This is a genomic window from Planosporangium flavigriseum (assembly GCF_011947225.1).
Classification (GTDB): domain Bacteria; phylum Actinomycetota; class Actinomycetes; order Mycobacteriales; family Micromonosporaceae; genus Planosporangium; species Planosporangium flavigriseum.
Genome location: NZ_JAATVW010000003.1, coordinates 183,341 through 194,683, shown reverse-complemented (window position 1 = coordinate 194,683; position 11,343 = coordinate 183,341). Strand labels below are relative to the sequence as shown.

Here is an 11,343-nt window from a genome sequence, read left to right as displayed (position 1 = left end):
ACCGTAAGGGAGATCATGGCGCTCGAAGCCGCTGTGAAGCAGCAGATCATGAAGGAGTACGCGACCGTCGAGGGTGACACCGGGTCGCCCGAGGTGCAGGTCGCGATGCTCACCAAGCGCATCTCGGACCTCACTGAGCATCTGAAGGCGCACAAGCACGACCACCACAGCCGGCGTGGCCTGCTGCTGCTGGTCGGTCGGCGCCGCCGACTGCTGAACTACATGCAGAAGACCGACATCGCCCGCTACCGCTCGCTCATCGAGCGTCTCGGCCTCCGTCGGTAACACTTCGTCAGGGGAGCGACCCGTGGTTCTTACCGGTCGCTCCCCTGACGCGTAATGTCAGACTGGTACGAAAGCCGCAGGGGCCGCTCGGCGCACCGGTCCTCGGTAGTGGCTTTCGGGGGACGAGCTCAACCCACCCGAGAGCTTCGATCGAAGACCGGCCGCGGACCAGCTCCCTAGCGGGTGTACCACGACCCGTGAGGAGTGAAAACTCACCATGACCGAAGGTACAATCCTCGGCACACAGGGTAGCCGCGCCGTTATCGACAACGGCAGCTTCGGTACCCGCGAAATCACGTTCTCGACCGGACGGTTCGCGCGCCAGGCCGCAGGCTCCGCGATCGCCCAGCTCGGCGACACCGTGGTGCTCTCCGCCACGACCGCCAGCAAGCAGCCCAAGGAACAGTTCGACTTCTTCCCCCTGACGGTCGACGTCGAGGAGCGGATGTACGCCGCGGGTCGCATCCCCGGCGCGTTCTTCCGCCGTGAGGGGCGCCCCAGTGAGGACGCGATCCTCACCTGCCGCCTGATCGACCGCCCGCTGCGCCCGAGCTTCGTCAAGGGCCTGCGCAACGAGGTCCAGGTCGTCGAGACGGTGCTCTCGCTCGACCCGTCGCACCCGTACGACGTGGTGGCGATCAACGCCGCGTCACTGTCCACCAAGCTGTCCGGCCTGCCGTTCAGCGGCCCGATCGGCGCGACCCGGATGGCCCACATCGACGGCCAGTGGGTGGCGTTCCCGACCAACGAGGAGTTGGAGCGGGCCACCTTCGACATGGTCGTCGCGGGTCGGGTCATCGGCGAGGGTGACAACGCCGACGTCGCGATCATGATGGTCGAGGCCGAGTCGACCGACCACACCTTCGCCCTGATCCAGGCCGGCGCCCAGGCGCCGACCGAGGAGGTCGTCGCGAGCGGCCTCGAGGCCGCCAAGCCGGCGATCCGCGAGCTGTGCCGGGCGCAGAACGAACTGGCCGCGGTGGCCGCGAAGCCGGCCGTCGAGTTCCCGGTCTTCCTGGACTACCAGGACGACGTCTTCGAGGCGGTCGCCCAGGAGCTTCGCGACGAGGTCGGCGAGGCCCTGCGCATCGCGGGCAAGGCCGAGCGGGAGAACCGGCTCGACGAGATCAAGGACAAGGCGTACGAGGTCATCGGCCCCCGCTTCGAGGGTCGTGAGCGGGAGATCGCCCCGGCGCTCCGCTCCCTGATCAAGCAGGAGGTGCGCAGCCGGGTCCTGCGCGACCAGGTCCGCATCGACGGCCGCGGCCCGCGCGACCTCCGGGTGCTGACCGCCGAGATCGGCGTCCTGCCGCGGGTGCACGGCTCGGCGGTCTTCGAGCGTGGCGAGACCCAGATCCTGGGCGTGACCACGCTCAACATGCTGCGCCTGGAGCAGACCCTCGACACGCTGGGTACGGCCAAGGCCAAGCGCTACATGCACCACTACAACTTCCCGCCGTACTCGGTCGGTGAGACCGGCCGGGTCGGTGCGCCGAAGCGGCGCGAGATCGGCCACGGGGCGCTCGCCGAGCGGGCCATCGTCCCGGTGCTGCCCTCGCGCGAGGAGTTCCCGTACGCGATCCGTCAGGTCTCCGAGGCCCTCGGCTCCAACGGCTCCACCTCGATGGGCTCGGTCTGCGCGTCGAGCATGGCCCTGCTGCAGGCCGGTGTGCCGCTGAAGGCGCAGGTCGGCGGCGTGGCGATGGGGCTGATCTCGGACGAGGTCGACGGCAAGACGCAGTACGTGACGCTGACCGACATCCTCGGCGCCGAGGACGCGTACGGCGACATGGACTTCAAGGTCGCCGGTACCCGGAACTTCGTCACCGCGCTGCAGTTGGACACCAAGCTCAACGGCATCCCGTCGGACGTGCTGGCCGGTGCGCTGCAGCAGGCCCACGAGGCCCGGCAGACGATCCTCGACGTCATGGACGCCGCGATCGCCACCCCGGGTGGCATGTCGGAGTACGCGCCGCGGGTCACCACGATCAAGATCCCGGTCGACAAGATCGGCGCGGTCATCGGCCCGAAGGGTCAGATGATCAACGCGATCCAGGACGAGACCGGCGCCGACATCACCATCGAGGACGACGGCACGATCTACGTCGGTGCGACCAACGGCCCAGCCGCCGAGGCCGCGGTCGAGCGGATCAATGCGATCGCCAATCCGACCCTGCCGAAGGTGGGCGACCGGTTCCTCGGCACGGTCGTGAAGACCGCGCCGTTCGGCGCCTTCGTGTCGCTGCTGCCGGGCCGGGACGGCCTGCTGCACATCTCCAAGGTCGGCGATGGCAAGCGGGTCGAGAAGGTCGAGGACTTCCTCAACGTCGGCGACAAGGTCGAGGTCCAGATCGCCGACATCGACCAGCGCGGCAAGATCTACCTGGACAAGGTCCGCCCGGAGGGCGAGGAGGCGCCGGCCGCCGCCGAAGGCGGCGAGCGTCCGGCCGGTGGGGACCGGGGCGACCGCGGTCCGCGCGACCGCGGCGAGCGCGCCGACCGTGGCCCCAGCCGCGAGCGGGGCGACCGCCCCCAGCGCGAGGGTGACCAGGCGGGTGAGGGCGGCGAGGGCGGCGAGCCGCGCCGTCGGCGCCAGCGCCACGCCTGATCCGCAGGCACATGACGCACACGCCCAAGGCTGACGCGCTGGGCGGCACGGTACGACGTACCGTGCTGCCCAGCGGTCTGCGCGTACTCACCGAGGCGATTCCTGCCATGCGCAGCGTCTCGTTCGGGGTCTGGGTCTCGATCGGCTCCCGGGACGAGACCCCGGAGCTCTCCGGGGCCTCCCACTTCCTGGAGCACCTGCTCTTCAAGGGCACCCGTCGGCGTACCGCGCTGGACATCTCCGCCGAGATCGAAGCGGTCGGCGGCGAGACCAACGCGTTCACGGCGAAGGAGTACACGTGCTACTACGCACGTGTGCTCGACGCCGACCTGCCGCTGGCCATCGACGTCATGTGCGACCTCGTCGCGGACTCCGTCCTCACCGAGGCCGACGTGGAGACCGAGCGCGGCGTGATCCTCGAAGAGATCGCGATGGTCGACGACGAGCCCGGCGACGAGGTGCACGACATCTTCGCCGAGGCCGTGTACGGCGACCACCCGCTCGGCCGGCGCATCTCCGGAACTCCGGAGACGATCGCGGCGCTGACCCGCGACCAGATCATGGAGTTCTACCGCAGCCGGTATGCGGCGCCCACGGTCGTCGTGACCGCCGCCGGCAACCTCGACCATGACGAGGTGGTGGCGCGGGTCGCGGCCGCGTTCGAGCAGAGCCCGTACTTCAACGGGGCGGGCGCCCCGGCGCCGGGGCGGGCCCGTGACCTGCTCGTGCCGGTGGCAGCGCGGCAGGTACGGGTGCAGAACAAGGACACCGAACAGGCGCATGTCGTGCTCGGGTGCGGTGGCCTGGCCCGCGACGACGAGCGGCGGTTCGCGCTGGGCGCGCTCAACAACGTGCTCGGCGGCGGCATGTCCAGCCGGCTGTTCCAGCAGATCCGGGAGCGGCGGGGCCTCGCGTACTCGGTCTATTCGTACACGTCGCAGTTCGCCGACTCGGGCCTGTTCGCGGTCTACGCCGGCTGCGCCCCGGGCAAGGTCGACGAGGTGCTCTCGATCACCCGTGACGAGCTGGCCAAGGTCGCGGCGGAGGGCGTCAGCGACGCCGAGGTCGCCCGGGGTAAGGGCATGCTCAAGGGCTCGCTGGTGCTGGGCCTGGAGGACACCGGCTCGCGGATGAGCCGGCTGGGCAAGGGTGAACTGCTCTACCGGAGGATGCTCTCGGTGGATGAGCTGCTCGCCCGCATCGACGCGGTGACGCCCGAGGATGTACGGGCAGTCGCCGCCGAGGTGCTGTCCAACCCGTCATCGTTGGCCGTGATCGGGCCGTTCGATGATCCCGATTTCTCCGGGATTGTCGAATAGGCCCCCGGCCGCTGAGTGCATTAGGTTGTGCATCGTGGACGACGAGCGTGAACCCATCAAAGTAGGTGTACTGGGCGCCCGGGGCCGTATGGGCACCGAGGTGTGCAAGGCGATTGACGCCGCCGATGACATGGAACTCGTGGCGATGGTCGACGACGGGGACTGGCTGTTCAATGTCTCCGACGCGGGCGCCGACGTGGTGGTCGACTTCACCACGCCCGATGTCGTGATGGACAACCTGCACTGGTGCATCGACCAGAACATCAACGTGGTCGTCGGCACCTCGGGCTTCTCCGAGTCCCGGCTGGAGCGGGTCCGCTCGTGGCTCGCCCACAAGCCGGACCTCGGCGTCGTCGTCGCGCCGAACTTCGCCATCGGCGCGGTGCTGATGATGGACTTCGCCGCCCGCGCGGCGCGGCACTTCGAGTCGGTGGAGATCGTCGAGATGCACCACCCGAAGAAGATCGACGCGCCCAGCGGCACGGCGGTGCGGACGGCGGAAATGATCGCCGAGGCCCGTAAGGGAATGCCGGCGATGCCGGACGCGACCAAGGAAGAGATGGCCGGCGCCCGGGGCACCCTGGTCGAAGGGGTCCCGGTGCACTCGATTCGCGCCACCGGCCTGGTCGCGCACCAGGAGGTGCTGCTGGGCACCGAGGGGGAGACGCTGTCGATCCGGCACGACTCGTACGACCGCAAGTCGTTCATGCCGGGCGTGCTGCTGGCCGTGCGTAAGGTGCTCCAGCGGCCGGGCCTGACCGTGGGCCTGGGCCCGCTGCTCGACTAATCGCCCGCTTCGTGCCCCAGGTCCACGTGTAGGCGGAGCTGGGGCACCAGCAGGTCATCCACGTCGAGGGCCCGGCGGGCCCCATCGGGCTCCCAGCCGGTCGAGGTCAGGAAGTTGAGCGTGGCCGGATCCCGCTCGTACGCCCAGGCCACGGCGGTGCGGAAGCCGTCCGTACGCCAGAGGTCGACCCCGGCCGCGAGCAGCCGGCTGCCGTGGCCACGCCGGCCCCACCGGGGCTCCACGAGCAGGTCGGTGATTGCCGCGACGTCGTCGGTGAGCGGCTCCTCGTCAGGGGCGAGCGCCGCCTCGTCCGCGGGCCCGGTGGCCAGGAAACCGACCGGGTGCGCGGTGGGCTCGCTGCCGCTCTCGGCCTGCTCGATCGCGATCAGCACCCGGTGCCGCGGTGACGGCGGCGCGGTGATCGCTTCGTGCCACCGCGCGGCGAGCCAGTCGGCATCCAACTCGTCGAGGACCTGCTGCGGGATGAGCCTGCGGTAGGCGGTCCGCCAGGTGCTGAGCTGGATCTGCGCGATGTCGCCGGCGTCGTCTGGGCGCGCCGGCCGAACGTATCCGAGTGCCACGGTTGCACAGCGTACGGACTCGGCCGGGGCCGGCGATCACGCGGGCTGAAGGCTGTAGCGGACGGTGGGCACGTCGAGTCCGGCACCGATCGGGTGCGTGCGGACCGAGCCGTCCGCGAGGAACCCGTACCGCTCGTAGAACCGACGGGCCCGCTCGTTTCCGTCGAGCGCCCACAACCGAACCGGACGGGGACCGGTCGTGGTGAGGTACGCGACGGCGGCGTCCATCAACGCCCGTCCGGCACCCGCGCCCCAGGCGGACGGGTCCACGTAGATCGCGTACACCTCGCCCGCGCCGTCGGGGTCCGATCCGTCCCGGTAGTCGCCGACACTGGCGAAGCCGACCACCGCCGCGTCGACGACCGCGACGAACGTGGCCGTGCCCGGCTCGGCGCGTGCCAGGATCTCGCGGTGCCGGGCCGCCCGGGCGACCGGATCGAGCCCGTCGAGGACGGCGTCGGGCATCAGCCCGCGGTAGCCGACCTGCCACGACCGCACATGTACCCGGCCGGTCTGGTCGGCGTCGTCCACGGTGGCCGGCCGTACCGTCACATCATCCATCTACCGGTTGTACCGACCGGGGCTGCGCCGGTCCAGCCGATTTCGTCGGAGCCGGCCGCTACCCTCGGCGTCGATGGTGCTCGAAACAGTCCCCACAGCGAAGGCGTCGATCTCACAGGCCCAGGCGCGCCGGATCGCGCTCGCGGCGCAGGGCTTCGCCGACCGTGCGCCGGGCGGCGCGGTCGACCTGCGTCACCTGCGCCGCGTGATCGGCCGGGTCGGCCTGTTGCAGATGGACTCGGTCAACGTCCTGATGCGGGCGCACTACCTGCCGCTGTACAGCCGGCTCGGGCCCTACCCGCGGGACCTGCTCGACCGGGCGGCCTACCGGGCGCCGCGCGAGCTGTTCGAGTACTGGGGCCACGAGGCGTCGCTGCTGCCGGTCTCGCTGCACCCGGCGCTGCGGTGGCGGATGGATCGGGATCACGGCTGGGGTGGCGTGGCCCGGATCACCCGCGACCGGCCGGACCTGGTGCGCTGGGTACTCGACGAGGTGCGGGCCAAGGGCCCGCTGACCGCGGCCGAGATCGAGGAGGACGTGCCGATCCGGCGTGAGCACTGGGGTTGGAACTGGAGCGACGTGAAGACGGCGCTCGAGTGGCTCTTCTGGCGGGGAGAGGTGCTGGCGGCGCGGCGGAACGGTGCCTGGGCGCGGGTGTACGACGTGCCGGAGCGGGTGCTGCCCCGGGCGGTGCTGGACGCGCCGACCCCGACGCCGGCCGACGCGCAGCGCGACCTCGTCCGGGTCGCCGCGCGCGCCCTGGGCGTGGCGGTCGAGAAGGACCTCCGCGACTACTTCCGCCTGCCGCCGGCCGCCAGTCGGTCCGCCGTCGCCGACCTGGTCGAGGCCGGCGAACTGGTGCCGGTGACGGTCGAGGGCTGGTCGCAGCCGGCCTACCTGCACGCCGAGGCCCGGCAACCCCGGTGGATCAACGCGGCGGCCCTGGTCAGCCCGTTCGACCCGCTCGTGTGGGAACGGGCGCGCACCGAGCGGCTGTTCGGCTTCCGCTACCGGATCGAGATCTACGTGCCGGCCGCCCAGCGGGTCCACGGCTACTACGTGCTGCCGTTCCTGCTCGGTGACCGCCTCGTCGCCCGAGTTGACCTGAAGGCCGACCGGCAGGCCGGCCTGTTGCGGGTGCCCGCCGCCTGGATCGAGCCGGCCCCGGCGGGCCGGGCGGGGCGTGGCCACCCCGCGCCGGGGGAGGTGGCCGAGGCGTTGGCGGCCGAGCTGTCCCGCCTGGCGGGGTGGCTGGAGCTGGACGCCGTGGCGGCGCCGGAGGGCGGCGATTTCGCGGAGCCGCTGGCCGTTGCGTTGCGTGCCTCGGTTGAGCCGGCGCGCTCGGTTGAGCCGGCGCGCTCGGTTGAGCCGGCCGCGCGGGCCGCCGGTGTACCGTGAAGTCGATCGCCCATGTGGAATCCCACCCTTCGAGCCCCGGCGAGGCAGCGATGAGCCAGACCAGCGAGCAGGCGGCTGTAGCGCAGCCGGTGCCGCCGTACCCGCTGCCCCGACCCAGCAGGTTCAGCCGGTTCGTTCTGAAGACCGCCGAGCGTACGCCGGGGTGGGCCGCTCCGGCCGCGATCGCGACCTGCTTCGCCGGTGCGGTGGGCTACGTGCTGGTCGCCGACCCGACCACGTCGGATCCGTACTCTCCGCCCACGTGTCTGCTCAAGCTCACCACCGGCTTCGACTGCCCGGGCTGCGGCGGCACCCGCGCGTTCTGGTACCTGCTGCACGGCAACCTGCCGCAGGCCGCCCGTAACCACGCTCTGTTCGTGTTCGCGGTGCCGTTCCTGCTGTACATGTACGTGGCCTGGGCGGCCAGGCTGGTGCTCAAGCGGGACGTGCTACCGGCGTTCCGGCTGTCGCCGATGACGCTGTCGATGTTCCTCGCCGTCTGGTTCGTCTTCTCGGTCCTGCGTAACCTGCCCTGGGCGCCGTTCACCTGGCTTTACGTCTGACGGTCGACCCCGGACTGGGCCGGCCGTGAGACGCAGGGCTCAGGCCGCGGCCGGCACGGTGGCGCGGTGCACGTCGATGTCGCCGCTGACGGTGCGCACCTGCAGGGTGAGCGTGGCGGCGGACTGGTCGGCGTAGCCCGCCGGCATGGTCAGGTCGGTGCGGGTGTCGCCGGAGATCGAGCTCAGGTCGAGCCACACTCCGGTACCCGCGGCCACGCCGATGCTGACGTCGCCGGAGGCGGAGTTCGCGCGTACGGTGCCGGTGGTCGCCGTACGCACGGCGATGTCGCCGGACGCCGTCGTGGCCCGCAGCGACCCTCCGGCGTGGTCGACGGCGATGTCCCCGCTGGCGGAGTGGGCGATGCTGTCGCCGCCCACGTACCCGACGGTGATGTCGCCGGAGGCAGTGTTGATCTTGAGATTGCCGTCGACGCGGCCGACCCGGAAGTCGCCGCTGGCGGCGTGGACCGAGGCGTCTCCGGTGACGTACTCGATGTCGGCGTCGCCGGAGGCGGAGGTCACACTCGCGCTCCGGTAGCGGCCGGTCGCGCGGATGTCGGCCGAGGCGACCTTGACGGCGAGCGCGCAGTCGTGCGGCAGGCGTACGCTCATCCGCACCCGTGGACCGCGCCGGAACAGCCAGCCGGTCCACTCCGGAGCCTCGATGTGCAGGGTGCCGTCGTGAAGCTCCACCCGGGTGCGGGCGGCCGCGTCGCGGGAGGCCTCGCTGTTGTCGGCCGGGCCGACCTCCACGGTGGCGTCGCGCCGCTCCTCGGCGATGATCTCGGCATCGCCGCCGGCGATGCGTAATGCCAGGGTGATGGGCTCGGGGCAGTCGAACTCGTACATCGTGGTCTCCTCGCAGAAATCTCAGGACTGGGCGAATCCGGTGATGCGGCGGCCGCGCTGCGGTCGGGGCGGTGTGGGGGGTACGGGCGGCCGGTGCGTCCCGGCGTAGAGCGCCCCGGAGATCGCGCGCACCAGCCAGGCGTTGACGGACATGCCTTCGGCGGTCGCAGCGTGCTCGACGTGCTCCTTGAGCGGTTCGGGCAGCCTGAGCGTGATGCGGGCGAGGTCACCGGCGTCGCCCGCGGGCGGCGGGGGTGGCGCAGGGGCGGTGAACTGGGGCGTCTCGGTGACGACGAGATCAGCTTCCCGGCCGCGGAGCCGTACCTCGACGCTCGCGGAGTCCAACTGCGTCGTGATCTCAGCAGTGGCGTCGGACAGGGCCTCCAGCAGGCACAGCCGGACGGCGGCCTCCAGTGACCCCGCGAGGAGTTCGGCGGCCCGCGTCACGTCCGGTCCGCCAGGGGCGGCGGCCGCTGCGAGGTCCCGGCGGAGCGCTTCAAGGTACGGGCTGAGATCCATGACATCAATATGACGCCACAAATGACGTCAGTCAAGCGGCAAGCCGGCGTCAAAGGTGCGTCACCAGGTGGCCGACTAGCCTGGTGACGGTCCGCGCAAGAAGGAGGCAGTCGTGGCCAAGGTGGTTTCGCCGCAGGTACGGATCGTCGGGTGGACGCATTTCGAGGCGCCCGACGACGTGCCGTGGTCCACCGACGCGGAGGGTGGCCAGGCCCTCGCGGAGTTCGCCGGCCGGTCCTGCTACCAGTCCTGGGACAAGCCGGTACCCGCGACCGCGACCAACGCCGGATTCCTGCGGCACATCATCGAGGTGGGCCACCTGTCGGTGCTCGAACACGGCGTCGCCACGTTCTACCTCACCGGCATTTCCCGGGCGCTCGGCCACCAGCTGGTCCGCCACCGCCACCTGTCGTACTCGGAGCTCTCCCCGCGGTACCTGGCCGAACCGGACGCCGAAATCGTGGAGCCGGACGTCATCGCCTCCGACCCTGAACTGCACAAGAAGTTCGTGGAGACGGCGGAGGCGAGCGTGCGCGCCTACCATGAGATCCTGGAGGGGTTGGAGCGGAAGTTCGCTGACGGACAAGGGGCCATCCTGCGGCGTAAGCAGGCCCGGCAGGCGGCGCGGGCGGTGCTTCCCGGCGCTGCCGAGACCCGCATGGTGGTGACCGGCAACTACCGGGCCTGGCGGCACTTCGTGGCGGTACGTGCCACGGAGCACGCCGACGTGGAGATGCGGCAGGTCGCCGTGGGGTGCCTGCGTGAGTTGCAACGGGTGGCGCCCAACGTGTTCGGGGACTTCACCATCTCCGCGCTCGCCGACGGCACGGAGATCGCGGCGAGTCCGTACGCATGGGAGGCGTGATCGACGGTGCGGAGGTTGAGGGCTGAAATAGGCGCTGACGGGCGCACGCTAGGTTGTGTTCTATGACCCGTACTGCTCTCGATGCGCGTCGGCCTTTCGGCCGCCTCGTCACCGCCATGGTGACGCCGTTCCACGCGGATGGTTCGCTCGACACCGACGGCGCCGCGCGGTTGGCGACCTACCTCGTCGACGAGCAGGGTAACGACGGTCTGGTGGTCAACGGCACCACGGGCGAGTCGGCCACGACCACCGACGCCGAGAAGGACGCCGTGCTGCGGGCGGTCCTGGAGGCCGTCGGAGACCGTGCACGTGTGATCGCCGGGGTCGGCACCAACGACACCCGCCACACCGTCGACCTGGCCCGCGCCGCCGAGAAGGCCGGGGCGCACGGCACCCTCGTGGTCACGCCGTACTACAACAAGCCGCCGCAGAGTGGCATCCTGTACCACTTCCGTACCGTCGCCGACCAGTGCGGCCTGCCGATGATGGTGTACGACATCCCGGGGCGCACCGGGACGGCCATCCACACCGAGACGATGGTGCAACTGGCCGAGCACGAGCGCATCGTGGCGGTGAAGGACGCGAAGGGTGACCTGGCCGCGACCGCCTGGGTCACCAAGTGCACCGACCTGGCCGTCTACTCCGGCGAGGACAAGCTGACGCTGCCGCTGCTGTCCGTCGGCGCGGTCGGGGTCGTCGGGGTGCCGACGCACCTGTTCGGTCGCCAGACCAAGGAAATGATCCAGGCGTACGAGGCCGGCGAGGTCGCGCGCGCGCTCGAACTGCACCACAAGCTGCTGCCGGTCTACGAGGGTTTCTTCCGCACCCAGGGGGTCATCCTGGCGAAGGCGGCGCTCATGCTGGAGGGGCTGCCCGCCGGGCCGGTCCGTCCACCGCTGTGCGAGGTCAACCCGGCCGAGATCGCCCGGCTACGCGAGGACTGCGCCGCGGCCGGCCTCACCCTCGGTGATGCCAACCGCGCTGCTGCTATCGAGTCCTACGCGTTG

10 protein-coding genes and 2 pseudogenes are annotated in these 11,343 nt (G+C 70.9%); 8 read left to right on the top strand and 4 right to left on the bottom strand.

The window, feature by feature from the left end; all coding sequences use genetic code 11:
- Window positions 1-15: 15 nt before the first annotated feature.
- From rpsO to dapB, 4 genes are all read left to right on the top strand, one after another.
- Entirely contained in the window at window positions 16-285 is a 270-nt protein-coding gene (gene rpsO, locus HC028_RS05980) for a 30S ribosomal protein S15 (protein WP_168073755.1), read from the top strand.
- A gap of 217 nt (window positions 286-502) precedes the next feature.
- Window positions 503-2,893 carry a polyribonucleotide nucleotidyltransferase gene (locus tag HC028_RS05975; RefSeq protein WP_168073745.1) on the top strand — a complete coding sequence of 797 codons (2,391 nt, stop codon included), beginning with the start codon at window positions 503-505 and terminating at the stop codon, window positions 2,891-2,893.
- An 11-nt stretch (window positions 2,894-2,904) separates the two neighbouring features.
- Window positions 2,905-4,212, top strand: coding sequence for a M16 family metallopeptidase (locus HC028_RS05970; RefSeq protein ID WP_168073743.1), 1,308 nt, complete (start codon window positions 2,905-2,907; stop codon window positions 4,210-4,212).
- Window positions 4,213-4,246: 34 nt separating this feature from the next.
- On the top strand, window positions 4,247-4,999 hold the full coding sequence (dapB, locus tag HC028_RS05965; protein ID WP_275408225.1) for a 4-hydroxy-tetrahydrodipicolinate reductase: 753 nt from the start codon (window positions 4,247-4,249) through the stop codon (window positions 4,997-4,999).
- On the opposite strand, the gene HC028_RS05960 is transcribed toward dapB, so the two are convergent.
- Both HC028_RS05960 and HC028_RS05955 read right to left on the bottom strand, forming a co-directional pair.
- Window positions 4,996-5,580 carry a GNAT family N-acetyltransferase gene (locus HC028_RS05960; RefSeq protein ID WP_168073739.1) on the bottom strand — a complete coding sequence of 195 codons (585 nt, stop codon included), beginning with the start codon at window positions 5,578-5,580 and terminating at the stop codon, window positions 4,996-4,998. The two genes, dapB and HC028_RS05960, sit on opposite strands and share 4 nt — an antisense overlap.
- 36 nt (window positions 5,581-5,616) lie before the next feature.
- Window positions 5,617-6,141, bottom strand: a complete 525-nt coding sequence (locus HC028_RS05955) for a GNAT family N-acetyltransferase (RefSeq protein ID WP_168073737.1) — start codon at window positions 6,139-6,141, stop codon at window positions 5,617-5,619.
- A 73-nt stretch (window positions 6,142-6,214) separates the two neighbouring features.
- On the opposite strand from HC028_RS05955, the pseudogene HC028_RS05950 reads away from it, so the two are divergent.
- Together HC028_RS05950 and HC028_RS05945 are read left to right on the top strand one after the other, a co-directional pair.
- Window positions 6,215-7,471: pseudogene (locus HC028_RS05950) on the top strand (winged helix-turn-helix domain-containing protein); the annotation flags it as partial.
- Between the two features lie 119 nt (window positions 7,472-7,590).
- Entirely contained in the window at window positions 7,591-8,103 is a 513-nt protein-coding gene (locus tag HC028_RS05945) for a DUF2752 domain-containing protein (protein WP_168073733.1), read from the top strand.
- Window positions 8,104-8,142: 39 nt separating this feature from the next.
- Here the strand turns inward: HC028_RS05945 and HC028_RS05940 are convergent, their stop codons facing one another.
- Together HC028_RS05940 and HC028_RS05935 are read right to left on the bottom strand one after the other, a co-directional pair.
- On the bottom strand, window positions 8,143-8,952 hold the full coding sequence (locus HC028_RS05940; protein WP_168073731.1) for a DUF4097 family beta strand repeat-containing protein: 810 nt from the start codon (window positions 8,950-8,952) through the stop codon (window positions 8,143-8,145).
- 21 nt (window positions 8,953-8,973) lie between these two features.
- Window positions 8,974-9,471 (bottom strand): hypothetical protein, encoded by a 498-nt coding sequence (locus HC028_RS05935; RefSeq protein WP_168073729.1) that lies wholly within the window; start codon window positions 9,469-9,471, stop codon window positions 8,974-8,976.
- Between the two features lie 121 nt (window positions 9,472-9,592).
- On the opposite strand from HC028_RS05935, the gene thyX reads away from it, so the two are divergent.
- Window positions 9,593-10,336, top strand: a complete 744-nt coding sequence (gene thyX, locus HC028_RS05930) for an FAD-dependent thymidylate synthase (protein WP_168074208.1) — start codon at window positions 9,593-9,595, stop codon at window positions 10,334-10,336.
- Between the two features lie 62 nt (window positions 10,337-10,398).
- A pseudogene (gene dapA / locus HC028_RS05925) lies at window positions 10,399-11,301 on the top strand (4-hydroxy-tetrahydrodipicolinate synthase); the annotation flags it as partial.
- Between the last annotated feature and the right edge of the window lie 42 nt (window positions 11,302-11,343).

What these genes read in the sequence shown, in the direction of transcription:
- rpsO (WP_168073755.1), top strand. Translation starts at nt 16, where the DNA reads ATGGCGCTCGAAGCCGCTGTGAAGCAGCAGATCATGAAGGAGTACGCG.
- HC028_RS05975 (WP_168073745.1), top strand. Translation starts at nt 503, where the DNA reads ATGACCGAAGGTACAATCCTCGGCACACAGGGTAGCCGCGCCGTTATC.
- HC028_RS05970 (WP_168073743.1), top strand. Translation starts at nt 2,905, where the DNA reads ATGACGCACACGCCCAAGGCTGACGCGCTGGGCGGCACGGTACGACGT.
- HC028_RS05955 (WP_168073737.1), bottom strand. Translation starts at nt 6,141, where the DNA reads ATGGATGATGTGACGGTACGGCCGGCCACCGTGGACGACGCCGACCAG.
- HC028_RS05945 (WP_168073733.1), top strand. Translation starts at nt 7,591, where the DNA reads ATGAGCCAGACCAGCGAGCAGGCGGCTGTAGCGCAGCCGGTGCCGCCG.
- HC028_RS05940 (WP_168073731.1), bottom strand. Translation starts at nt 8,952, where the DNA reads ATGTACGAGTTCGACTGCCCCGAGCCCATCACCCTGGCATTACGCATC.
- HC028_RS05935 (WP_168073729.1), bottom strand. Translation starts at nt 9,471, where the DNA reads ATGGATCTCAGCCCGTACCTTGAAGCGCTCCGCCGGGACCTCGCAGCG.